The 22,194-nt window shown below is 70.0% G+C and carries 22 protein-coding genes and 1 pseudogene; 9 read left to right on the top strand and 14 right to left on the bottom strand.

The window, feature by feature from the left end; all coding sequences use genetic code 11:
- Positions 1–450: 450 nt before the first annotated feature.
- The 5 genes from prcA to ACWF7A_RS15720 all read right to left on the bottom strand — a co-directional run bounded on the left by prcA (position 451) and on the right by ACWF7A_RS15720 (position 6,385).
- On the bottom strand, positions 451–1,221 hold the full coding sequence (gene prcA, locus ACWF7A_RS15740) for a proteasome subunit alpha (protein ID WP_452251145.1): 771 nt from the start codon (positions 1,219–1,221) through the stop codon (positions 451–453).
- A gap of 34 nt (positions 1,222–1,255) precedes the next feature.
- Positions 1,256–2,104: a proteasome subunit beta gene (gene prcB / locus ACWF7A_RS15735; protein ID WP_452251144.1), complete on the bottom strand. Its 849-nt coding sequence runs from the start codon at positions 2,102–2,104 to the stop codon at positions 1,256–1,258.
- Between the two features lie 49 nt (positions 2,105–2,153).
- Positions 2,154–2,348 carry a ubiquitin-like protein Pup gene (locus tag ACWF7A_RS15730; RefSeq protein ID WP_030471529.1) on the bottom strand — a complete coding sequence of 65 codons (195 nt, stop codon included), beginning with the start codon at positions 2,346–2,348 and terminating at the stop codon, positions 2,154–2,156.
- 79 nt (positions 2,349–2,427) lie between these two features.
- Entirely contained in the window at positions 2,428–3,921 is a 1,494-nt protein-coding gene (dop, locus tag ACWF7A_RS15725; protein WP_452251143.1) for a depupylase/deamidase Dop, read from the bottom strand.
- A 73-nt stretch (positions 3,922–3,994) separates the two neighbouring features.
- Entirely contained in the window at positions 3,995–6,385 is a 2,391-nt protein-coding gene (locus tag ACWF7A_RS15720; RefSeq protein WP_452251142.1) for an FtsX-like permease family protein, read from the bottom strand.
- Positions 6,386–6,492: 107 nt separating this feature from the next.
- On the opposite strand from ACWF7A_RS15720, the gene ACWF7A_RS15715 reads away from it, so the two are divergent.
- Positions 6,493–6,984: an NUDIX hydrolase gene (locus tag ACWF7A_RS15715; protein ID WP_452251141.1), complete on the top strand. Its 492-nt coding sequence runs from the start codon at positions 6,493–6,495 to the stop codon at positions 6,982–6,984.
- 27 nt (positions 6,985–7,011) lie between these two features.
- Here the strand turns inward: ACWF7A_RS15715 and ACWF7A_RS15710 are convergent, their stop codons facing one another.
- The 6 genes and pseudogenes from ACWF7A_RS15710 to ACWF7A_RS15685 form a co-directional block, all read right to left on the bottom strand.
- Complete coding sequence (locus tag ACWF7A_RS15710) at positions 7,012–7,326, bottom strand: hypothetical protein (RefSeq protein ID WP_452251140.1); 315 nt, start codon at positions 7,324–7,326, stop codon at positions 7,012–7,014.
- 13 nt (positions 7,327–7,339) lie between these two features.
- Complete coding sequence (locus ACWF7A_RS15705; protein WP_452251139.1) at positions 7,340–7,675, bottom strand: antibiotic biosynthesis monooxygenase family protein; 336 nt, start codon at positions 7,673–7,675, stop codon at positions 7,340–7,342.
- 13 nt (positions 7,676–7,688) lie between these two features.
- Positions 7,689–8,567 carry an aldo/keto reductase gene (locus ACWF7A_RS15700; protein ID WP_452251138.1) on the bottom strand — a complete coding sequence of 293 codons (879 nt, stop codon included), beginning with the start codon at positions 8,565–8,567 and terminating at the stop codon, positions 7,689–7,691.
- 195 nt (positions 8,568–8,762) lie between these two features.
- Positions 8,763–9,818 carry a glycoside hydrolase family 5 protein gene (locus tag ACWF7A_RS15695; protein ID WP_452251137.1) on the bottom strand — a complete coding sequence of 352 codons (1,056 nt, stop codon included), beginning with the start codon at positions 9,816–9,818 and terminating at the stop codon, positions 8,763–8,765.
- A gap of 97 nt (positions 9,819–9,915) precedes the next feature.
- Entirely contained in the window at positions 9,916–10,671 is a 756-nt protein-coding gene (locus ACWF7A_RS15690) for an ABC transporter permease (protein WP_452251136.1), read from the bottom strand.
- 50 nt (positions 10,672–10,721) lie between these two features.
- Positions 10,722–11,369 (bottom strand): annotated as a pseudogene (locus tag ACWF7A_RS15685) (ABC transporter ATP-binding protein); the annotation flags it as partial.
- A gap of 111 nt (positions 11,370–11,480) precedes the next feature.
- On the opposite strand from ACWF7A_RS15685, the gene ACWF7A_RS15680 reads away from it, so the two are divergent.
- The 3 genes from ACWF7A_RS15680 to ACWF7A_RS15670 are packed head-to-tail and all read left to right on the top strand — an operon-like array spanning position 11,481 to position 13,674.
- Positions 11,481–12,548 (top strand): sensor histidine kinase, encoded by a 1,068-nt coding sequence (locus ACWF7A_RS15680; RefSeq protein WP_452251135.1) that lies wholly within the window; start codon positions 11,481–11,483, stop codon positions 12,546–12,548.
- The gene (locus ACWF7A_RS15675) at positions 12,545–13,174 is read left to right on the top strand and encodes a response regulator (protein WP_452251134.1); all 630 of its coding nucleotides are present in this window, start codon (positions 12,545–12,547) and stop codon (positions 13,172–13,174) included. The genes ACWF7A_RS15680 and ACWF7A_RS15675 overlap by 4 nt, the downstream gene beginning before the upstream one ends.
- A complete protein-coding gene (locus ACWF7A_RS15670) occupies positions 13,174–13,674 on the top strand; it encodes a DUF6368 family protein (protein WP_452251133.1) in 501 nt (166 codons plus the stop codon). The genes ACWF7A_RS15675 and ACWF7A_RS15670 overlap by 1 nt, the downstream gene beginning before the upstream one ends.
- A gap of 59 nt (positions 13,675–13,733) precedes the next feature.
- Here the strand turns inward: ACWF7A_RS15670 and arc are convergent, their stop codons facing one another.
- Complete coding sequence (gene arc / locus ACWF7A_RS15665; RefSeq protein WP_452251132.1) at positions 13,734–15,533, bottom strand: proteasome ATPase; 1,800 nt, start codon at positions 15,531–15,533, stop codon at positions 13,734–13,736.
- Between the two features lie 724 nt (positions 15,534–16,257).
- On the opposite strand from arc, the gene ACWF7A_RS15660 reads away from it, so the two are divergent.
- Both ACWF7A_RS15660 and ACWF7A_RS15655 read left to right on the top strand, forming a co-directional pair.
- Positions 16,258–17,082, top strand: coding sequence for an Rv0361 family membrane protein (locus ACWF7A_RS15660; RefSeq protein ID WP_452251131.1), 825 nt, complete (start codon positions 16,258–16,260; stop codon positions 17,080–17,082).
- A gap of 40 nt (positions 17,083–17,122) precedes the next feature.
- The gene (locus tag ACWF7A_RS15655) at positions 17,123–17,995 is read left to right on the top strand and encodes an Rv0361 family membrane protein (RefSeq protein ID WP_452251130.1); all 873 of its coding nucleotides are present in this window, start codon (positions 17,123–17,125) and stop codon (positions 17,993–17,995) included.
- Positions 17,996–18,060: 65 nt separating this feature from the next.
- Here ACWF7A_RS15655 and ACWF7A_RS15650 read toward each other — a convergent pair whose 3' ends face one another.
- Complete coding sequence (locus tag ACWF7A_RS15650; RefSeq protein WP_452251161.1) at positions 18,061–18,885, bottom strand: tRNA (adenine-N1)-methyltransferase; 825 nt, start codon at positions 18,883–18,885, stop codon at positions 18,061–18,063.
- Positions 18,886–18,900: 15 nt separating this feature from the next.
- The gene (locus tag ACWF7A_RS15645; protein WP_452251129.1) at positions 18,901–20,019 is read right to left on the bottom strand and encodes a site-2 protease family protein; all 1,119 of its coding nucleotides are present in this window, start codon (positions 20,017–20,019) and stop codon (positions 18,901–18,903) included.
- Positions 20,020–20,127: 108 nt separating this feature from the next.
- On the opposite strand from ACWF7A_RS15645, the gene ACWF7A_RS15640 reads away from it, so the two are divergent.
- Genes ACWF7A_RS15640 through ACWF7A_RS15630 form a run of 3 tightly spaced genes read left to right on the top strand, consistent with a single transcriptional unit; the run spans position 20,128 to position 21,926 of the window.
- Complete coding sequence (locus ACWF7A_RS15640) at positions 20,128–20,973, top strand: RecB family exonuclease (protein WP_452251128.1); 846 nt, start codon at positions 20,128–20,130, stop codon at positions 20,971–20,973.
- Positions 20,970–21,743: a thioesterase family protein gene (locus ACWF7A_RS15635; protein ID WP_452251160.1), complete on the top strand. Its 774-nt coding sequence runs from the start codon at positions 20,970–20,972 to the stop codon at positions 21,741–21,743. Before ACWF7A_RS15640 ends, ACWF7A_RS15635 begins: the two co-directional genes overlap by 4 nt.
- Positions 21,744–21,758: 15 nt before the next feature.
- On the top strand, positions 21,759–21,926 hold the full coding sequence (locus tag ACWF7A_RS15630) for a hypothetical protein (protein ID WP_452251127.1): 168 nt from the start codon (positions 21,759–21,761) through the stop codon (positions 21,924–21,926).
- Positions 21,927–22,194: the final 268 nt, after the last annotated feature.

Here is a 22,194-nt window from a genome sequence, read left to right as displayed (position 1 = left end):
CTCGACACGCTTTTCGTCGAGTTGACACCCCTCCCTGACTGTGGCCCGCTCTTGGCTCGGCTCGTGATGGGACCCCACCGCCACCGCAACCAAACTACGAAACAGGCAGCCGCTCTACGCAACAGGCGTGCCATCTACCTACCGGCAGCGCTGGCCCCCTGATCAGATTGCCGGGGGTCTGGGGGCAGAGCCCCCAGGGGAACCACGCAACGCAACCTGGCCGCCCGCAAGGTGACCACCCTCTTGGGTCGCCCCACGCACAGGTCGCCCCATCGACAGGTCGCCCCACGCCAGGTCTGCCCACCGCAGAGTCAGCCCACCGCCAGGGTCAGCCCCACGCACAGGCCAGCCCCACGCACAGGTCAGGCCAAGCGAGCCTCAGCCACACCCAGCCCCGAACAAAGCAAAGGGCCCCCAGCACCAGCCAGGGGCCCAGCAAACCCAACCACCCTACTTCGACTCATCCTCCGAGCCACCGGGCAGCTCGACATCCTCCACGGTCTTGCCATCCTTGGTGGGAGCAGGCATCAACCCGTCCAAAGCAGCCCCGGCGATCCGCCGGAACGCCCGCCGAGGCCGAGCCCTCTCCAGCACGGCGACCTCCAACTTCGCAGCCGGAAGCAACTCAGCCGTACCGGCCCCCGTGGACAGTGACCCGGCAGACAACGCCTTCACCGCAAGAGGAACAGCCTCAGCCAACGAGAGCCCGTCAGCGAAGGCTTCCTTCAAGGCGGTGTTGGCGGCGTCCACGGTGCCACCCATCACGATGTACTGGGGCTCATCCACGATGGACCCGTCGTACGTCAACCGGTACAACGTGTCGGCCCCAGCGGAGTCCCCGACCTCGGCCACCGCGATCTCCACCTCGAAAGGCTTGATCTGCTCGGTGAAGTAGGTACCCAGCGTGGTGGCGTACACGTTCGCCAGCGACCGAGAAGTGACGTCCCGAGGATCGTTCTGATACCCGCGGACATCGGCGAACCGGATCCCGGCCTGCCGAAGGTTCTCGAACTCGCTGTACCGGCCCACGGCGGCGAACCCGATGCGGTCGTAGATCTCCGAGACCTTGTGCAGCGTGCTGGACGGGTTCTCCGCGACGAACAGAATCCCGTCGGCGTACTTCAGCACGATGACGCTGCGACCCCTGGCGATGCCCTTGCGGGCGTACTCCGAGCGGTCGCGCATCACCTGCTCTGCCGATGCGTACAGCGGCATCGTCATCGGTGGTGCTCCTGACGTCGAACGTGTGGGGGACTCAGCCTGCGGGCCGGGCTCGGCGGCCTTCGACGACCGCGTCGGCGACCGTGGAGACCTGCGGTTCCGGCACCTCTACGGCGCCGTCGACGCCGTTGATGGTGACCACGACCGGGTAGAGGCGGCGGACCGGGTCCGGGCCACCTGTCGCCGAGTCGTCGTCGGCCGCGTCGTACAGCGCCTCGATCACCGAGCGGATGGCGGCGTCGACGTCGGCGTCCGGGTCGTAGAGCTTCTTGAGCGACGACTTCGCGAAGAGCGAGCCCGAGCCGACGGCCTGGTAGCCCTGCGACTCCTCGTAGCGGCCGCCGGTGACGTCGTAGGACACGATGCGCCCGGCGCGGTCCGAGTCGGTGGCCGAGGTGTCGTACCCGGCGAAGAGGGGCACCACGGCGAGGCCGGCCATGGCCGCGTCGAGGTTGCCCCTGATCATCGCCGAGAGGCGGTTCGCCTTGCCGTCCAGGGACAGCGGCACGCCCTCGATCTTCTCGTAGTGCCGGAGCTCCACCGTGTACAGGCGCACGATCTCGATCGCGATGCCCGCGGTGCCCGCGATGCCGACGGCCGAGTGGTCGTCGGTGACGAAGACCTTCCTCATGTCGCGCTGAGCGATGACGTTGCCCATGGTCGCGCGCCGGTCGCCGGCGATCACGACACCACCCTTGTAGGTGGCCGCGACGATCGTCGTCCCGTGCGGGGCCTGGACGGTCCCCTCCGGGAGCTTCCGGCCACTAGGCAGCATGTCGGGTGCCTGTGCCCGCAGGAAGTCCGTGAACGACGACGAGCCCGGCGTGAGGTACGCCGAGGGCAACGCCGCGGCCGGGTAACGCCCGGTCGAGCTGTGGTCCATGTGTTGGTTGTTCTCCCGTCCCCGGAGTGGTCGGCAGGCCCCCGAAGGCCTACTGACCGCCCTTCTGCACGTATGCGCGGACGAAGTCCTCCGCGTTCTCCTCGAGCACGTCGTCGATCTCGTCGAGGATCGCGTCCACGTCCTCGCCGAGCTTCTCGCGGCGTTCCTGACCTGCTCCGGCGGCGTCGTCCGCACCGTCGTCGCCGTCGCCACCACCCTGGCGCTGCTTCTGTTCCTGGGACATCTCGGCCTCCCACTGACTCGCCTGACAAGAACACTACCCAGCGGCACCGACAAAAACCCTGAGCCACTCGGGTAGACGATCACCCGCGAGTCAGCGCGTCCACCAGTTGCTCGGCGGTGTCGGAGGCCTCCAAAAGGGCTCCGACGTGCGCTTTCGTCCCGCGAAGCGGTTCGAGCGTCGGAATTCGCACGAGGGATTCTCGACCGAGATCAAAGATCACCGAGTCCCACGAGGCGGCCGCGACCGAGGTCGGGTAGCGCTCCAGGCACCGGCCGCGGAAGTACGCACGCGTGTCCTCGGGCGGCGTGGTGATGGCCGCGCGGACCTCCTCCTCGCTCACGAGGCGCTTCATCGAGCCGCGCGCGACGAGGCGGTTGTAGAGGCCCTTGTCGAGACGGACGTCGGAGTACTGCAGGTCGACCAGGTTGAGCCGGGCCGCACCCCACTCCAGGCCGTCGCGCTGCCGGTAGCCCTCGAGCAGCCGCAGCTTCGCGACCCAGTCGAGCCTGTCGGCGCACTCCGCCGGGTCACGGGCCAGGGCGTCGAGCACCTCGCCCCAGATCCGCAGGACCTCGCGGTCGCCGACGCCCTCCTTCTCGACGAACGCGAGCGCGCGCTCGTGGTAGGCGAACTGCACGTCGAGACCGGTGAACTTGCGCCCGCCGGTCATCTCGACCTTGAACTTCAGCGTCGGGTCGTGGCTGATCTGGTGCACCGCGCGCACCGGGTCGACCATGCGCAGGTCGTCGAACCGCTGCCCGGCCTCGATCATGTCGAGGACCAGCGAGGTGGTGCCGACCTTGAGGAACGTGGAGTACTCGGCCAGGTTCGCGTCGCCGATGATGACGTGCAGGCGGCGGTACTTGTCCGCGTCCGCGTGCGGCTCGTCGCGGGTGTTGATGATGCCGCGCTTGAGCGTCGTCTCGAGGCCGACCTCGACCTCGATGTAGTCGGAGCGCTGCGAGAGCTGGAAGCCGGCCTCCTCGCCGGACTGCCCGATGCCCACGCGCCCGGACCCGGTGATGACCTGGCGCGACGCGAAGAACGGCGTGAGGCCCGCGATGACGGCCGTGAACGGCGTCGACCGCTGCATCAGGTAGTTCTCGTGCGTGCCGTACGACGCGCCCTTGCCGTCGACGTTGTTCTTGTACAGCTGCAGGCGGGGCTGGCCGGGCACGGAGGCGGCCTTGATCGCGGCCTCCTCCATCACCCGCTCCCCGGCCTTGTCCCAGATCACCGCGTCGCGCGCATTGGTGACCTCGGGCGCCGAGTACTCGGGGTGCGCGTGGTCGACGTAGAGCCGCGCGCCGTTGGTGAGGATGACGTTCGCCGCGCCCAGGTCCTCGACGTCGGAGTCCGCGGGGTGGCCGCCGGGGCTGCCCAGGTCGAACCCGCGCGCGTCGCGCAGTGGCGACTCCACCTCGTAGTCCCAGCGCGCCCGCCTGGCGCGCGGTATGTCCGCCGCCGCCGCGTACGCGAGAACGACCTGTGTCGAAGTGAGCACCGGGTTCGCGGTCGCGTCGCCCGGCACTGAGATGCCGTACTCGACCTCGGTTCCCATGATCCGCCGCATGCGCAACACCTTATGACCTGACCCCGCAGAACAGCGTGAGGGGAGCTTCACGGTGAAACTCCCCTCACCCTATTCACCCGGACGCCAGTCCGGCGGCTGGACGGATCCTCGATGCGCCGCGCGAAGGCCCGAAAGCGGCGGCGACGGCGAGCACGACCACGATCGCCGCGCCTGTGACCAGCGGCAACACGACCTTGAGGCCGGGTAGCGTCAGCGGGACGCCGATCGACAGGAAAGCGACCTCCGCGTAGGCGAACCCGAGCGCACCGCCTCCGATCACCCCGACGAGGGCCAGCATGATCGCTTCAGCGATGACGCCGCCCTGCAGCCCGCCTCGAGTGACACCCAAGGCGCGCCGGAGCGCGAGCTCCTTGCGGCGCTCCTGGACGGAGATGGTCAGCGCGGTGCCGATACCGGTCACGGCGACCGCTACGGACAGTCCCAGGAGCACCATCATCAGCACGGTGCCCAGGTGCATGTACCGGGCCGCCTCGGCCCGTTCGTCCGCGTCGGTCTGGACGATCACGGTCGGGTTGTTCGGCAGCGCGGCCTGCAGCTCGGAGCGGTACCGGGCGGGGTCGACGCCGGGTTTCAAGGCGACCAGCACCTTGTCCGCCGGTCCCGACGTGGCGCCGGCGATGATCGGCGTGTAGCCCGTGATGCTGCCCGGAACCGTCCCGACCACCTCGTACTGCTTGCCGTCGGCCTCGACGAACGGCTTGTCCTCCCAGTGCGGGGGCACGATCGCGGTGCCCGCGACGAGCTGCTCGGCGCCGGACACGTTCTGCGCCTTCAGCCACGTCCGGAACTGGTCGGGGTCCACGCTCGCGGCCCCGTCCCCCGTCTTGTGCAGCACGACGCTCGCGGCCACGCCCGCCTGGGCCGGGATCTCCGGCAGCGGCCGGTCGCCCGCGTCCACCACGGTCGCGTCCGGGCGCTCCTCGTTGGCGTACTGGAAGGTCAGCTCCTCCGCCCCGCCGAGCACGACCAGGAAGAACGTCACCATCGAGCTCGCCAGCAGCAACGGCAGCGCCACCGACGCCGACCGCTGGGGCATCCTGCGCACCTCGGCACCGGCGAGCTTCCACTGCGTGCCGCCGATCCGGCCGAACAGCCGCGCGATGAGCGGGACCGTGACCGGGCCGAGGATCCAGAACAGGCCGGTCACCGCGGCGATGGCGGAGAACGTGACGGCGAGCGGAGCGGCGGAGGTGCCCTTGGCGGCGATGGCCGCCATCGCGAGCAGCACGGCACCGCCGGTGAACAGCACGCCGAACACGAGCCGAAGGCGACGCACGGACCGAGGGGGAATCTCGTTCTCCGCGTCACGCAGAGCAGCCAACGGCGAGACGCGCGCGGCGTTGATCGCGGGACGAACAGCCGCCATCACGCTCAGCAGCGCGGCGACGACGACTCCGAGGATCACGTACCCGAGCGAGGGCAACAGCTCCGGGCTCAGTTCCACCGCGCCGAACAGCACGGAGATGCCGGAGACGTCGAACGTCCTGGCCAGCAGCCACGCCATCGGCCCGCCGAGCAACGCACCGGCGACACCGGCCAGCGCACCCGTCACGAGGGCCTCGAACAGGCTCCTGCGCACCAGCGGCCCGCGCTGGGCGCCGATGCAGCGCAGCAGCGCGGTCTGCCGCTGCCGTTGCGCGTAGACCGCGCGGAACGTGGCGGCCGCGACGAACACGGCCGTGGCCAGCGCGAGCACGCTGAACGGCAGCAGGATGAACGTCAGTTCGTTGCCGATGCTGTCGGCGTCCGGCGCCGGGTCCCACACGACGTACGACGCGCCCGCGGCGGCCTTGACGGCGTCGCGCGCACCGCCGATCACCCAGATCTCCTTGGTGAACGGCTCCGGGTCGAGCTTCTTCGCGAGGTCCGGACCGGCGACCAGGATCGGCCGCGAGTCGAGCCCGCCCTTCTTCATGACCCCGCTGACTGTCACCTCGACGGGCTTGCCGTCCGCGGCGGCGAGCTCGATCCGGTCGCCCGGCTTCAGCCCCTGCTCGTACGCGGTGATCTTGTCGACGGCGACGTCACCGTCCGCCGCCGGCGCCTTCCCCTCGGCGAGCGGCCAGCGCACCAGGTCGGGCTGCTGGACGTGCACCTCGGCGCGGTGCTCCCCCGCACGGCCGTTGGTGTCCAGCAGATCCGCCTGCGCCACCTGCACGGGCACGGCCCGGCCGACGGACGAGAGCTTGGCGAGCACCGCGGCGTCGAGCTCGGGGCGGTCGGTCTCGGGTGTGCCGTACTCGGCGGGTTTGGTGTCCACCACGTGGCTCACCGACGACGGGGTGAGGGGCGCGCCCTCGTCGACCGACCGGGTGAGCGCGTCGCTCAGCACCAGTGCGGCCAGCAGGCAGGCCACGCCGACGACGAGCGCGACGCCGGGCAGCAGCGCGCGGCCCGGCCGGGCGCGGAACTCGGCGACGCCGAGCCGCAGGGAAGTGGACACGAATCCTCCTCGGTGACGTCTGACGTCCACGAAGGTAGGAAGGAAGGCGATCAGCGGGCGTCGGACTGGGGTAGCAAGCTCGCGTACGACCACAGGAGGACACGGGGATGATCACCCTCTACGACGAGGCCGCGAACGTCATCGGCGAGGTGACCCGCGAGCGCATGCGCGCCGAGAACCTCTGGCACGGCTGCGTCCTGACCGTCGTGCACTCCACCGACGGCGAACGGGTCTACGTGCACCGGCGCACCGACACCAAGGACATCTTCCCTGGCCTGTACGACTTCTCGGCGGGCGGCGTGATCGACGCGGGCGAGACCCCGGACGAGGCGGCCCGCCGAGAGCTGTGCGAGGAGCTCGGCGTCGAGACCCCGCTGACACCTCTGTTCCAGACCACCTACGTCGACGAGCAGACGCGCTATCACGCGTGGGTCTACGAGACGCGCTGCGACGGCCCGTTCACCCACCAGCCCGAGGAGGTCGCCTGGGGCGGGTGGATGGACGCGGCCGAGCTGCGCGGCAGGATCGAGGACCCGGGCTGGCCGCTCGTGCCGGACGGCCGCGTGATCGGCCGGGAATGGCTCGCCAGGACCGGGTGAGGCGGTCGCGGAGGACGTTCCCGGCCGTCACGGGGAACGTTCCGCTGCTCCCTGTTCGAACCCGAGGCGGCAGCCCTCGACCTGGTCGGCCACCCGCTCCATGAACCAGCGCATGATCTCGTAGGGGATGACGTGCTCGTCGTGGCTGTGGATGTGGACGGCCGGCTCCAGAGCCGGGTCCTCGTCGGGCACCACCGCCACCAGGAAGGCGGCTTCGGGCCAGTGCGGCTCCGCGTCGGGCGTCTCGACGGGGGCCGCCTCGCTCAACTCCACGCACCACGCGTCGTCAGGCAAGGCGTAGTGGAACTGGACGGCGTAATGGCGGCCTGCATGAACGCGCACCTCTCGCATGTTCTCAGGACCGGGTGAAGCCGTGGCTGCGCTCGACCTTCGCGATGTGCAGCGTGTAGCTCTCGTACCAGCTGTCGCGGCCGCGTTTCTGCGCCACCTGGTGCTCGGCGTTCGTCCGCCACCGCGTGAGGGCCTCGGCGTCGCGGAAGTACCCGACGGTGATGCCGAGCCCGCCGGGGTTCTGCGCGTGGTCCATCCCGAGGTAGCCGGGGATGTCGCGGACCAGCTCCTCCATGCGCGCGTTGGTCTCGGCGTAGCCGGCCTGGTCCTGGGTGCGCACGGTGGTGAAGATCGCCGCGTAGTAGGGAGGGTCGAAAGCCGGGAGGGGTGCGTCGCTCACGGCGCCACCGTAGCTAGTTCCAGGTGAGGCCGGAACGGATTTTCCAGTACCGCTCGGCGGGCTCGGCCAGGTCGGGCAGGTCCACCTCGACGGCCAGCGCCTCCACATTGGACCGCAGCTGCTCCGGGCTCGCCGCTCCGGACAGCACGACGTCCGCCCACGGCTGCCGCGCGATCGCCGCCAGCGCGACGGCGTCCGGCCCGACGCCCAGCGCCTTCGCCTGTGCCGCAACCGCTTGCGGTGGCTCGACGACGAGCCGTCCGTTGGCGACGCCCTCCTTGACGATCACGCGCAGCCCGGCGTCGTGCGCCTCCCGCAGCGCGTCGCCGGCCGAGGTCTCCAGCAGGTTCCAAGTGGACTGGACGGACCGGAAGACCCCGAGTTCCACAGCCTTGCGGATGGTGTCGGCCTGCCTCGGCCCGGACGTCGAGAAGCCCAGCGGCACCCCGATCCCGGCCATCGCCTCCAGCAGCGCGCGGTCGGTGAACAACGGGCTGTCGGCCGTCAGCGAGTGCACCTGGTAGAGGTCGACCCGCGGCAGCAGCGCCGTGGTCTCCTGCCACTGCCGCGTGAACCGGGCGAGCGAGTGCTCCTTGACCTCGTGCACCTCGGCGTCGGGCCGCCAGTCCGCGGTGTAGGCGTAGCCCCACTTGCTGGAGATCGTCACGTCGTCGTGGCCGGGAAGCCACGACGAGAGGAAGTCCTCCGACAGGCCGTACGACCGGGCCGCGTCGACCCACCGGATGCCCAGTTCGTAGGCCGTGTCGAGGACGAGATGGCACTGCGCGCGCATGGACTCGACGTCGCGCACGGCCGGCAACGCACCCTCCCGGCCGAGGTTGATGTACGCGGGACGACCGAGGGACGCGAGACCTAGAGCGAGCTGAGCCATGCCGTCAACGGTAGGTCACCGCTGGTCGGGCGCGCGCACGATGTCCCGCACCCGGACTCCCGCCGGCTTCAGCCTGCGCGTGCCGCTGAACGACGTGCCCGAGCAGGTGCCCCGAGGGCAAGCGGCACAACGAAGAACGGCGGCCCCGAAGGACCGCCGTTCACCTGACCCGCCGGGGCCGGTCGTCCAGAGGGATCAGAAGTCGTCAGCCGTGCGGATGTGGTTGCGCACCCACTTGCCGGCCTCCTTCAGCACACCCTCACCGGCGAAGTTGCCGCCCGAGCAGGTGCCGCTGTTGAACACCGCACCCGTGCGGTGGTCGTCGGAGAAGTTCCAGTTCGTCCAGGAGATCTTGGCCTCCTTCATGAACGAGATGAACTTGTTCGCCATGGTGAAGTCGTTGGGACCGTCACCGGAGGCCTCCTGCGAACCGAACTCGGTGACGAAGACCGGCACCTGGCTCGAGACCGTGCGCAACGCGTTGAGGTACGAGTCGCGGTGGTCCTTCGCGTAGAAGTGGAACGTGTACATCAGGTTCGAGGCGTTGACCTTGTTCTGGCTGACCTCGTTGATGTTGCGGCCGTCGGACAGGCCGAACGTCGACCAGCCGTGCGTACCGACGAGCACGAGGCTGTCCGGGTCCTCCGCGCGGATCGTCGGGATGACGGCCTCCGCGTAGGTCTTGACCCGCGACCACGTCACGCCGTTCGGCTCGTTGGCGATGTCGTAGATGATGTTCGTCTTGTCCTTGTGCCGCTGCGCGATCTCCTTGAAGAAGGTCTTGGCGCGCGTGGTGTTGTGGTTCGGGTCGCCCGGCGAGAGCTGGTGCCAGTCGACCAGCGCGTACAGGCCGCGCTTGGTGGCCTCCTCGATGTAGCCGTGCACCATGTCGGTGAACTTACGAGGGTTCGACTCGTAGCCACCTTCCTGGATGTACATCGAGATGCGGAGGATGTCCGCCTTCCAGTCGTTCGCGAGCGCGTCCAGGGACGCGGTCTTCACGCACTGGGAGTACCACTGGATGCCGTGCGTGCTCATGCCGCGCAACTGGATCTGCTTGCCGTTCTTGTTGCACAGCTTGACGCCGCACACCTTGAGCTGACCGTTGACCGCCGCGGGCGAGCCCGGAGGCAGCGCGGCGGCGGCGAAGGTGCCCTTGGGCGCGTCGGCGACGGAGCTTCCCGCCATCACGCCGGTCAACGGGAGCACGAGTGCCGCGGCGAGCGCCACCACAGACTTCTGCCAGGACATACAGCGTCTCCTCTCGGACTGCCGGCGGCGGATTGGTTAGGTAAGTTTCCTTACCGATTAAAGGTATAGATGACCTTAGGTCGGCCCCAAGAGCGAGTCAAGCGTCTCGTCGCAGAAGAGTCACAGTTCCGGTACCCAGAGTCACCAGTACGTAAAGCCCCAAAACTGCGACAGCGGCCAACGGACTCAACGGAGGTTCGTTGACGACACCCGCGACCTCCCACACCAGGTACGGCACCATCACCGCGGACGCGTCCACGTTCCAGGGCTCCGGCAGCATCGGCGTGACGGCCGGCAGTCCCCACAGCACGACGCCCATGACCACGACCGTGACCGCCGTCGACCGGAACGCCAGCCCGAGCCCGAGGCCGAACAGGCCCGTGACCAGGATCGACAGCACCGCCGCACCACCCCACGGCAGCACGTCGCCGAGGCCGGCCCAGGGTGCGATCGGCGCGGGCCGGTCCCCCATGATCAGCCGGCTGATGCCGAGGCTCAGCGCGAGCGTCACACCACCGACCACGACGGCCACGGCGGCGGCGAGCACGGTCTTGGCCGCCAGCAGGCGCTTCCGGTCCGGCACGGCGGTCAGCGCGGTGAGCCGCGGGTCGGACGTCGCGATCAGCGCGCCGAGCGCGGCGACGAGGAACTGGACGACCGGCGTGATCACCACGCTGAAGTCGGCGGAGGCGAACCTGGCCTGCTCGGCGGCCGGCGACGTGTCGTAGTCCCGGACCATCAGCAACGAGATCGCCGCGCCGAACACGATCATCAGGCCGACGGCGGCGAGCAGCCCGTACGGCGCCCGGACGGTCCGGAGCTTGCGCCACTCGGCGGCGAGCACGTTCTTCACAGTCCCCTCCCGGAGGTGAGGTCGAGGTAGGCGTCCTCCAGCGAACCGTTGCGCGTCAACGCCTCCATCGGCGTCTCCTTGACCAGCTGTCCTCTCGCGACGATCACGACGTGGTCGGCGGTCAGCGCCATCTCGCTCATCAGGTGGCTGGAGACGAACACCGTCCGGCCCTCCTTCGCGAGCCCGCGCATGAGGTCGCGGATCCACCGCACGCCCTCGGGGTCGAGCCCGTTGACCGGCTCGTCGAACATCAGCACCCGCGGGTCCCCCAGCAACGCCGCCGCGACGCCCAGCCGTTGCTTCATGCCGAGCGACAACGCCCTGATCCGCTTGTGCCGCACCCCTCCCAGCCCGACCTGCTCCAGCAGCTCGACCGCGCGCCCGCGGCCGATGCCGTTGCTGGCCGCGATCCAGAGCAGGTGGTCGAGCGCCCTGCGGCCGTGGTGGACGGCGGCCGGGTCGAGCAACGCGCCGACGTGCCGCAGCGGCTGGTCCAGGTCCTGGTAGCGCTGGCCGCCGATCAGCGCCTCCCCGCCGGAGGGCCGGTCCAGGCCGAGGATCATCCGCATCGTCGTGGACTTGCCGGCCCCGTTCGGGCCGAGGAAGCCCGTCACCAGTCCGGGGTGGACGGTGAACGACAGGTCCTCGACCGCCGTCGTGTCCCCGTATCTCTTCGTCAGGTTCCGCACCTCGATCATGCGGAGAAGGTTCGCGCGTCAGGGCTGCCGGCGGATCGGCCGCAGGTCCGAGCTCCGGAATCGGACCCTGGTCCGAGGCACGGGCACGCCGCACTCGATAGCGTCGGCGCCGTGATCGCGAGACTGCACCTCTACCTGGTCGACCTGGCCGCCGCCGCGGTGATCGGCGTGCTCGTCGGCTACGCCATGGTGGAGAACCAGGACAAGCCGTGGTGGCTGGTGCTGCCCGGTGCCGCACTGGTCGCGCTGCCCGTCGCGGTGCGCCGCCTGTGGCCGGTGACCACGCTGGTGATCACCACGCTCGCGACCGTGGCCGTGGTGATCGGCCAGGTGCTCCCGGTCCAGGCGCTCGGCGCCCCGGTCGGCGCGATCTGCTTCGCGCTCTACACCGTGTCGGTGGAACGCCCCCGCGCGTGGTCGCTGGCCGGCCTGATCGCCACCGTCATCGCCACCTCCGGCGTCTCGGGAGGCGAACCGGAGACCCTGCTGGTCGGCTTCGCGGTGCTCGGCGCGGTGTGGGTGATCGGCTACACCACGCGGTTGCGCCGGTCGATGCTCGCGCGGGAGACGACGCAGCAGGCCGAGCAGGCCCTGGCCGACGAACGCCTGCGCATCGCCCGCGAGCTGCACGACGTGGTGGCGCACAACCTTTCGCTGATCGCCGTGCAAGCGGGCAACGCCGCACACGTGCGCTCACCCGAGCACGCCTACGAGGCGTTGCAGGTGATCTCCGAGACGAGCCGTGCGGCACTCACGGAGATGCGAGGCCTCTTGGGCGTGCTGCGTGCCGACGCCGACCTGGCGCCCTCCCCCGGCCTCGACGGCCTGCCCGACCTGGCCGACCGCGCCTCGCTGGCGGGCGTCCGCGTCACGCTGGAGGTGCGCGGTGACACCGTCGTGCCGGAGGGCGTCGGGCTCTCGGCGTACCGGATCGTGCAGGAGGCGTTGACGAACGTCGTGAAGCACGCGGCCCCCGCGTCGTGCACCGTCCTGGTAGACGTGACACCGGAAGCCGTCCGCGTCGACGTGGCGGACGACGGGCCCGGGGTGAGGGAGCTCGGAGTGGGACACGGCTTGATCGGCATGCGCGAACGCGTGGCCGTCTACGGCGGCACGTTCAGCGCGGGACCCGGTCCCGGCGGAGGTTTCCGGGTCGTCGCGGAACTGCCGCAGCGATGACCCGCGTGCTGATCGCCGACGACCAGGCGTTGCTGCGCGCCAGCTTCCGGTTGCTGGTCGACAACGAACCGGACCTCACCGTCGTGGGCGAGGCGGGCACCGGCGCCGAGGCCGTCGCCCTGTCCGCCTCGCTGGAGCCCGACGTGGTGCTGATGGACATTCGCATGCCGGAGATGGACGGCATCGAGGCCACGCGGCTGCTCGAAGGCCCGCGGGTGCTGGTGCTGACGACGTTCGACCTCGACGAGTACGTCTTCGGCGCGCTGAGGGCCGGCGCGTCGGGGTTCCTGCTGAAGGACACGCCGCCCGCCGAGCTGCTGGCCGCGATCCGCGTGGTGGCGTCCGGCGAGTCGCTGCTCTCGCCGACCGTGACGCGGCGGCTGATCTCGGAGTTCGTCCGGCACCCCGCCACGCCGGTGGTGCGCGGGCTGGAGCGGGTGACCGAGCGGGAGAAGGAGGTCCTGCTGCTGATCGCCCGCGGCCGGTCCAACGCGGAGATCATGGCCGAGCTGCACGTCAGTCCCGGCACGGTGAAGACGCACGTCGGGAACCTGCTGGCGAAGCTGCACGCCCGCGACCGGGCGCAGCTGGTGATCGCGGCCTACGAGTCCGGCCTGGTGCGCTGATGCCCGGCCCAACGCTGGTGGTCGAACTGGCGGAACCCCTGTCCGAGACCGCGCTGCGCGAGTTGGAGGCGTTCGTGCGCCGCCACTCCACGCGCTTCGAGCAGCCGCGCGCCTGGTTCTTCGACGTCAGCATCTCTCTGGGGCACGACGAACCGCGCCCGTTCCTGGTCTACCTCGTCCGGCAGGGCGACGACATCTTCGAGGCGGAGCACGCCGACGAGCACGAGGCCGAGGAGGTGCTCGGTTTCAAGCCGGTCCAGGCCGTGAACATCAGCGCGGGCTGCAACGGCCACACCGACCACGTCGCCACGGCGCTGCTCACCGCGGCGGTCCTCGACGTCGTCGGCGGCGTGGCCAGCGCAGAACTCCCGGCCGGGCAGGTGGTCACCGGGCTGCCGGGCGTTCTCGGTCTCACCGCGGGCACGTACCCGACGGCGCTCGGGACGTCGGAGTTCCTCAGGGCGTGGGTCGAGCAGCCCGGCTTCCGGCTGCTCAAGTAGCCGCAGACGCGAACCGCCCCGGCCGCGAGAAGCGACCGGGGCGGTTCGGTGAAACAGCCTTACAGGTACGTGCCGGTGTTCGTGGCCGTGTCGATCGCGCGGCCGGTGTCCTGGTTCTTCCCGGTGACGAGCGTGCGGATGTAGACGATCCGCTCGCCCTTCTTGCCCGAGATGCGAGCCCAGTCGTCCGGGTTCGTCGTGTTCGGCAGGTCCTCGTTCTCGGCGAACTCGTCGAGGATGGCGGCCTGCAGGTGCCGGACGGAGAGTCCGGGCTGCTTGGTGTCCAGCAGCGACTTGATCGCCGCCTTCTTCGCCCTGTCGACGATGTTCTGGATCATGGCGCCGGAGTTGAAGTCCCGGAAGTACAGGACCTCCTTGTCACCGTTGGCGTAGGTGACCTCCAGGAACCGGTTGTCCTCGGACTCCTCGTACATGCGCTCCACGGTGTGCTGCACCATGCCCTCGATGCAGGCCTTCGGGTCCCCGCCGAACTCGGCGAGGTCGTCGGCGTGCAGCGGGAGGTTCGGAGTCAGGTACTTGTTGAAGATGTCCTTCGCGCCCTCGGCGTCGGGCCGCTCGATCTTGATCTTCACGTCGAGCCGGCCCGGGCGGAGGATCGCCGGGTCGATCATGTCCTCGCGGTTGGAGGCGCCGATGACGATGACGTTCTCCAGGCCCTCGACGCCGTCGATCTCGGCGAGGAGCTGGGGCACGATCGTCGTCTCGACGTCGGACGACACACCCGAACCACGGGTGCGGAAGATCGAGTCCATCTCGTCGAAGAACACGATCACGGGGGTGCCGTCGGACGCCTTCTCACGAGCCCGCTGGAAGATCAGGCGGATGTGCCGCTCGGTCTCACCGACGAACTTGTTGAGGAGCTCGGGGCCCTTGATGTTGAGGAAGTACGACTTGGCCTGCTTGTCGGTCTCGCCGCGGATCTCCCGCACCTTCTTGGCCAGCGAGTTCGCCACCGCCTTGGCGATGAGCGTCTTGCCGCAGCCGGGAGGGCCGTAGAGCAGGACGCCCTTGGGCGGGCGCAGCTCGTACTCGCGGAACAGGTCGGCGTGCAGGAACGGCAGCTCCACGGCGTCGCGGATCTGCTCGATCTGCCGGGAGAGGCCACCGATGTCGCTGTAGTCGATGTCCGGGACCTCCTCGAGCACGAGGTCCTCGACCTCGGCCTTGGGGACCCGCTCGTAGGCGAAACCCGCCTTCGAGTCGACCAGCAACGAGTCGCCGGGCTTCAGCGGCGCGTCGAGCAGTGGCTGGGCGAGCCAGACCACCCTCTCCTCGTCCGCGTGGCCGACGACCAGCGCCCGCGAGATGGTGTCCTGGCCGTCGTCGTCGGTCAGCACCTCCCGCAGCGCGCAGACCTCACCGGAACGCTCGAACCCGCCGGCCTCGACGACCGTGAGCGCCTCGTTCAGACGGACGGACTGCCCGTAGGCGATCTTCTCCGGCTCGACCGCGGGGGACACGGCCACGCGCATCCTGCGGCCGGACGTGAAGACGTCCACGGTCCCGTCGTCGAAACGTGCCATGAAGACGCCGTACCCGCTGGGCGGTTGCGCCAGCCGGTCGACTTCCTCACGCAGCGCGAGCAGCTGGCTTCGTGCTTCGCGGAGGGTGTCTATGAGCTTCGTGTTTCGCTCGGTCAGCTGGCTGACGCGCTCTGTCGCCTCAGCCAAGCGCTGCTCGAGCAACCGCGTGTGCCGCGGGGACTCGGTCAGCTTGCGACGCAACGACGCGATCTCGTCCTCGAGGAACCTGATCTGCGCAGTCAGCTCAGCAGAATTGTTGCCCTGGTTCAGCTCGCCACCCTCATCGGGTTGGCTGCCGGGATGACCGTGCTGCATGTCGGCACCCTCCTCCCGTGTTCGTACCGATTACGGTACCGGCGATCACCGACAAAATGGGGTACTCACAACATCATCTTCGCTCGTGTGGTGCAACGGTGAACCCTCCAACAGAGGTCAACTGCTCCATCTCGGTGTCCGGTACGACCGCCCTACCGCTACGGTGCGTCTCAGAAACCACGACCGGCGAGTCGTACCACGACACGCCAGGCGACCTGCGAGAAGTCCGAGGAGAGGGCCATGGGCGCACCTGTGCGGGCACCCGGCCCCTACGGTCCGCGACCACGCTCGGGCGACGGTGGACACGCCTGGTACGGCTCACGCCCCGGCGACGGGCGGCGATCCGCCGTCGTCCCACCAGGTGGACCAGCGCCTGGTCCGTTCGGTGGTCACGCACCGCAACCCACCCCGTCCGTGCCCCTCGGAGGCCCTTCTCGAGCAGGCCTCCGTTCCGACCGGAGGGCGTGCGGCCAACCGGGTGGTTCCGCCGACGCGACCGGCGCACCACCCCGACAGCGCAGAGCATCGCGCTCGATTCCCGGTGGAGTTGCCACAATCGTTATCAGACACGGCCTTCGCGTGGCCGGAACGCAACTCCAGCGCGACTTCAGACCGTGTGCATAACCACTCGTGCGTGTCGATAGATCCCATTCGTACGCGGGCTACACGGCGAAGCACCACAATGTCCAGTGATAGATCACCTCTTCCGGATCGGGGAGTTTCGATGACCTACCCGCCGCAGCAGCCCGGGCCCTACGGGCAGCAGCCGGGTCACGGCCAGCAGCCCCAGCCGGGGTACGGCCAGCAGCCGCCACCCGGCCACGGCCAGCAGTACGGCCAGCCCCAGCAGAACCCGTTCGGCCAGCAGGGGCCGCAGAGCGGCGGCTTCCCGCAGCAGGGCCAGTACGGTCAGCAGCAGGGGCAGTACGGCCAGCAACCGGGCCAGTACGGTCAGCAGCCGCCCGGTCAGCAGGGCCAGCAGCCCTACGGTCAGCAGCCGTACGGCCAGCCCGGCGGCTTCGGCGGTCCCCCGCCGAAGAAGAGCAACACCGGCCTGATCGTCGGCGTCGTCGTCGGCGTCCTGGTGCTCGTCGGCGGCGGCATCACGGCGGCGGTCCTGTTCGCCGGCGGCAACTCCAGCGACTCGAGCACCTCGGCGCCGGACTCCGGCGCGGGCGGTGGCGACGCGGCCGAGGTCAAGAACGTCGCGAAGGAGTACTTCGCGATCAACAACGACATCGACAAGGCCTCGAAGCTCGCCTGCAAGGAGGTCATCGACGAGGCCAAGGAGCTGCAGGAGAAGTTCAAGCAGCTCCCCGCCGAGCAGCAGAAGGCGGCCGAGGAGCTGTCCAAGACGCTCAAGCCCAAGGTGACGGTCGGCGACGCGACCGTGTCCGGCGACCAGGCGACCGTGAAGGTCAAGATCGAGATGTCCTACAGCGGCCAGAGCAAGGTCACCGACACCGAGGTCAAGTTCAAGAAGATCTCCGGCGACTGGAAGTACTGCACGCTCGCGTCGGAGTCTCTCCAGGTCCAGCCGCCCAAGTGACCTGCAGCCGGATCCGCACACATTCTTCGGGGGAACTTCGATGACCTACCCGCCACAGCAACCGGGACCCTACGGGCAGCAGCCGCCCCAGCAACCCGGCTACGGCCAGCAGCCGCCGCCGGGGTACGGGCAGCAGCCCGGCCAGCCACCCCAGCCCGGTCAGCCGCCCCAGCCGGGCTACGGCCAGCAGCCGCCTCCCGGCCACGGGCCGCAGCCCGGCCAGTACGGCCAGCCCCAGCAGGACCCGTTCGGCCAGCAGGGCCCGCAGAGCGGCGGCTTCCCGCAGCAGGGCCAGCAGGGTCCGTACGGCCAGCAGCCCTACGGCCAGCCCGGTCAGTACGGCCAGCCCGGTCCCTACGGCCAGCAGCCGTACGGCCAGCCCGGCGGGTTCGGCGGTCCGCCGCCCAAGAAGAGCAACACCGGCCTCGTCGTCGGCGTGATCGTCGGCGTGCTGGTCCTCGTCGGTGGCGGTGTCACGACGGCCGTGCTGCTCTCCGGCAACGACTCCAGCAACTCCAGCTCGCCGTCGAGCTCGGACTCGGGCTCGGGCGGTGACGAGGCGGACCTCAAGGCGTTCGCCGAGGAGTACGTCGACGTGGTCACCTCCAAGAACGAGAGCAAGGCCAAGTCGATGGCCTGCAAGGAGATGCTCGACGAGGCGGCCGAGATCGAGAAGAAGCTGACCCCCGAGCAGAAGAAGCTGGCCGAGCAGGCCAAGAAGTTGCCCGTGCCGAAGATGACGTACAAGAGCTCGACCATCTCCGGCGACGAGGCCACCGTCACGTTCACCATCAGCGGCGAGTACGGCGGCAAGACCGAGACCCTCGACTCCGACCTGAAGTTCAAGAAGGTGTCGGGCGACTGGAAGATCTGCACGCTGTCGAAGGACATCAAGATCCCGACGACCAGGTAGTCGCCGGCACGACATGGCGAGGGCCCCGCACTTCACCGAAGTGCGGGGCCCTCTGCGTCGTGGCGTCAGCCCTTGCTGGGACGGCGTTGCGGCTTCGGCGCCGTCACGCCCTCCGCGAGCCTGCGCGTGGTCAGCAGGAACGCGGTGTGCGCGATCATCCGGTGCTCCGGGCGCACGGCGAGACCGACGACGTGCCACGGGCGGACGAGCGTCTCCCACGCGTGGGGCTCGGTCCAGCACGTCATCTCGCGCAGCGCCTCGGTGACCACGGAGAGCTGCGTGGTGGTGGCGACGTAGACGACGAGGACGCCGCCGGGGATGAGGTTCTTGGCGACCGTGGGCAGGACCTCCCACGGCGAGAGCATGTCGAGGATGACCCGGTCGACCTCGCCCTCGTGGTTCTTCACGTCGTCGACGGTGATCGACCAGTTGCCGGGACGCTCGCCGAAGAACGTCTCCACGTTGCGGATGGCGTGGACCGCGTGGTCGTCGCGCACCTCGTAGGACTGGACGCTGCCCTTCTCCCCCACCGCGCGCAGCAGCGAGCACGACAGCGCTCCGGAGCCCGCACCCGCCTCCAGCACGCGCGCGCCCGGGAAGATGTCGCCGTACATGCAGATCTGCGCGGCGTCCTTCGGGTAGATCACCTGCGCGCCACGCGGCATCGACAGCACGTAGTCCGGCAGCAACGGGCGCAGCGCCAGGAAGTTCGTGCCGCCCACCGACTGCACCACGGACCCCTCCGGCTGCCCGAGGAGCAGGTCGTGCGGGATGGCGCCGCGGTGGGTGTGGTACTCCTTGCCGGGCTCCAGAACGACCGTGTAGTGCCGTCCCTTGGGGTCGGTGAGCTGAACCCGGTCGCCCGGCTGGAACGGTCCACTTGCGCTAATCACCGCGCAATGGTGTCAAACGCCCTTCTCAATGGCCGCACGCAGGTCCTCCCTGCGCAGCACGCCCGCCGGGCGGCCCTCCAGGTCGACGACGAGGAACTGCCACGCGGCGGTGCCCTGGACGCGTTCGACGATCTCCTCGCCGGGCTCGTCGGCGAGCAGCACGGTCTCCGGCAGGATCGGCTCGGCCGCCTGCTCCGCGGGCGCGAAGGGGCTTGCCGCGGCGAGCCTCTCGGCCGCCTCGGTGTCGAGCAGCCCGGCCGCGACGCCGTCCGCGCGCACCAGCACCACGCCCCGTCCGGCCGAGGTGCTCAGCGCGTCCGCGACGGGGCTCTCCGCCGGCAGCTGGAGCACCGGGCGGATCAGGTCGTTGAGCGTCACACCGGCGGGCCAGGTGCGGCGGCGTTCGCTGGCTAGCTCGCCTCTCGCGCCGACGACGACTCCCCACGCCGTCAGCACGCACACGCCGAAGCGCAGCCAACGGTCCTGGGCACCTTCCGCGACGCCGTACAGCGCCCACGCCACCAGTGCGATGGCCACGGCGATACCGCCGACGACGGCGACACGCGTGCCCATCGCCCGTTGGCCCGTCATGGCCCACACGCCCGCCCTGACGATCCGGCCGCCGTCGAGCGGCAGGCCGGGCAGGAGGTTGAAGATCGCGACGGCGGCGTTCGCGGCGGCGAGCTGGAAGACCAGCACCCACACGACGCCGTCCTGCCGCATGACCATCGCGCCGAGGCCGAACACGATCGCCAGCCCGATGGACACGATCGGCCCGGCACCGGCGACGGCGCCCTCGTGGCCGGGTTTGCCGGGCGTGCGCATGATCTCGGTCGACCCGCCCAGCAGGAAGAGGTGCACCCTCCTGACCGGCAGGCCGAGCCGCAGCGCCACGACGCAGTGCCCGAGCTCGTGCGCGAGCACCGACATCCCGAGGAAGAGGGCGAGCAGCACGGCCATCACCAGACCGATGCCCGGAGGCGTGCCGGGGGCCAGGTCGTCGACGAACGGCGCGTAGAACGCGACCACGATCGCCGAGCCGATCCACCACGACGGCGCGAGCAACACCGGGATGCCCGCCACCCGGAACAGCAGCAGGCCGCCCACTCGATCACTGATCCGCGCGGCCACGGGAGAACTGTAGAGGGGGTGGTGTGATCTCGCGGTTCGGTGCACCGGCGGCCCGTCCGGGAGGTGGCGCTCCCGGGATTGTCAGACCCCTGTCCTAGGGTGCGAACCATGAGCACCACGTTGCGCAGGCCCGCGCTCTCGCCTTCCCGGGCAGGGGACTTCAAGCAGTGCCCGCTGCTCTACCGGTTCCGCGCGGTCGACCGGCTGCCGGAGAAGCCGACGAAGGCGCAGGTGCGCGGCACGGTGGTGCACGCGGTGCTGGAGGACCTGTTCGCGCTGCCCGCCGCCGAGCGCGTGCCCGACCGAGCGCGCTCGATGATCGAGCCGGCCTGGGAGCGCGTGAAGGCCGAGCGCCCGGAGTTCGCGTCCCTGTTCGAGGTTCCGGGCAGCGCCGAGGAGGTGGAGTGGCTCGCGTCCGCCACGAAGCTGCTCGACGGCTACTTCGGCCTGGAGGACCCGACGCGCTTCGAGCCGGAGTCGCGCGAGCTCCTCGTGGAGTCCGAGCTGCCGTCCGGAGTGCTGCTGCGCGGCTACATCGACCGGGTGGACGTCGCCCCGACGGGTGAGATCCGCGTCGTGGACTACAAGACCGGCGCCGCGCCCCGCGAGGTGGGCGAGGCGAAGGCGTTGTTCCAGATGAAGTTCTATGCCCTGGTGCTGTGGAAGCTGCGCGGCGTCGTCCCCCGCCAGCTGCGCCTGATGTACCTGGCCGACCGCCAGGCCCTCGCCTACACGCCGGACGAGGGCGAGCTGGCCCGCTTCGAGCGCACCCTCGACGCGATCTGGCAGGCCATCATGCGTGCCGCGCCGACGGGCGACTTCCGCCCCAACCCGGGCCGCCTGTGCGACTACTGCGACCACAAGGCGTTCTGCCCGGCGTTCGACGGCACCCCGCCGCCCTACCCGGGCTGGCCCGAGCCCGACGACACCGAGACCCTCCAGGACCGCGACTGATGGAGGCCTTCTACCAGCCCCTGGGCGCCGGCACGTTCCGCTCGACGCAGCACACCGTCGGGCCGTGGGGCCCGGACAGCCAGCACCTGGGTCCGCCCTCGGCGCTGCTGGTGCGCTCCCTGCTCGCCCTGGGCAACCCGTCGTCCGCCTTGGCGCGCGTCACGTTCGAGGTGCTGGGCCCGGTCCCGGTGGCCGACCTGACGGTGTCCACGTCGGTCGAACGCCCCGGCCGCTCGGTGGAACTGCTGGCAGCCTCCCTGTCGTGTGAGGGCCGTCCCGTGCTGACGGCGCGGGCGTGGCGCATCGTCGGCTCGGACACGACGTCCGTGGCGGGCGGCGAGGCCTCCGCCCTGGCACCGCCGGAGTCCGCGGTACCGATGGAGATCCCGGAGCACTGGGGCGGCGGCTACCTCGCCGCCGTCGAGTGGCTTTCCGTGTCCGGCGGCATCTTCACGCCGGGCGACGCCCAGGTCTGGGCCCGCCCGCGGGTGGCCGTGGTCGAGGGCTCCTTGCCCTCCCCGGAGGAGCGCCTGTTCGCCGTGGTCGACTCGGCGAGCGGCGTCTCGTCCCGTGTGGACATTCGCAAGTGGTACGCCATCAACACCGATCTGACCGTCCACCTGCACCGGCGCCCCGTCGGCGAGTGGGTCGGCATGGACGCGCGAACGACCATCGGGCCGGACGGGGTGGGGCTCGCGACCAGCGTGGTGCACGACGTGGAGGGGCCGGTGGGGTCGACGGCACAGGCGCTGTTCGTGCGCGAACGCTGACGCCGGGAGGCGGCCGTGCGCGGAGACGAAGCGATCGTGGTGCGGATGTTCCACGCATGGCTCGACACCGAAGGCCGGGTGGTCGAGGCCGTCCGCGACACCGGCCTCGACATCCACACCGCGTACGGACGGATCCTCTGCCGCCAGGGCGAGGTGGACGATCACACCGCGCGCTACGGCTAGGCGCTGTCCTCCAAGTTCGTTCGGTGAGAGGCGCGGGCGAGAGACCCTGAGGCGGTGCTGCCGCCACGCCCTCATACCGGGCGTATTCGGGCGTTGCGGCGGTGCCGCCTCCGGAGCCCTCGGCCGCTACTGTCGCCTGACGAGACTTGCAGGACAGCGCCTAGTGGTCCGAGACGAGCCGCGATCGTCGCGGGCGGCGTTGCGCGCTCCGGCCAGGCTGCGAGCGGTGTTGCGGACGACGATCTGCGCGGTGTCGGAAACCGGCGCG

Source organism: Lentzea sp. NPDC055074, from assembly GCF_053608005.1.
Note: the sequence above shows the minus strand (reverse complement) of the source record. Positions and strands in the feature narration are given on the sequence as shown.

Excerpts from the sequence above, each read along its gene's own strand:
- ACWF7A_RS15675 (WP_452251134.1), top strand. The coding sequence starts at position 12,545 with ATGACCCGCGTGCTGATCGCCGACGACCAGGCGTTGCTGCGCGCCAGC.
- ACWF7A_RS15700 (WP_452251138.1), bottom strand. The coding sequence starts at position 8,567 with ATGGCTCAGCTCGCTCTAGGTCTCGCGTCCCTCGGTCGTCCCGCGTAC.
- ACWF7A_RS15715 (WP_452251141.1), top strand. The coding sequence starts at position 6,493 with ATGATCACCCTCTACGACGAGGCCGCGAACGTCATCGGCGAGGTGACC.
- prcB (WP_452251144.1), bottom strand. The coding sequence starts at position 2,104 with ATGGACCACAGCTCGACCGGGCGTTACCCGGCCGCGGCGTTGCCCTCG.
- ACWF7A_RS15660 (WP_452251131.1), top strand. The coding sequence starts at position 16,258 with ATGACCTACCCGCCGCAGCAGCCCGGGCCCTACGGGCAGCAGCCGGGT.
- ACWF7A_RS15655 (WP_452251130.1), top strand. The coding sequence starts at position 17,123 with ATGACCTACCCGCCACAGCAACCGGGACCCTACGGGCAGCAGCCGCCC.
- dop (WP_452251143.1), bottom strand. The coding sequence starts at position 3,921 with ATGCGGCGGATCATGGGAACCGAGGTCGAGTACGGCATCTCAGTGCCG.
- ACWF7A_RS15640 (WP_452251128.1), top strand. The coding sequence starts at position 20,128 with ATGAGCACCACGTTGCGCAGGCCCGCGCTCTCGCCTTCCCGGGCAGGG.
- arc (WP_452251132.1), bottom strand. The coding sequence starts at position 15,533 with ATGCAGCACGGTCATCCCGGCAGCCAACCCGATGAGGGTGGCGAGCTG.
- prcA (WP_452251145.1), bottom strand. The coding sequence starts at position 1,221 with ATGACGATGCCGCTGTACGCATCGGCAGAGCAGGTGATGCGCGACCGC.
- ACWF7A_RS15695 (WP_452251137.1), bottom strand. The coding sequence starts at position 9,818 with ATGTCCTGGCAGAAGTCTGTGGTGGCGCTCGCCGCGGCACTCGTGCTC.
- ACWF7A_RS15730 (WP_030471529.1), bottom strand. The coding sequence starts at position 2,348 with ATGTCCCAGGAACAGAAGCAGCGCCAGGGTGGTGGCGACGGCGACGAC.
- ACWF7A_RS15670 (WP_452251133.1), top strand. The coding sequence starts at position 13,174 with ATGCCCGGCCCAACGCTGGTGGTCGAACTGGCGGAACCCCTGTCCGAG.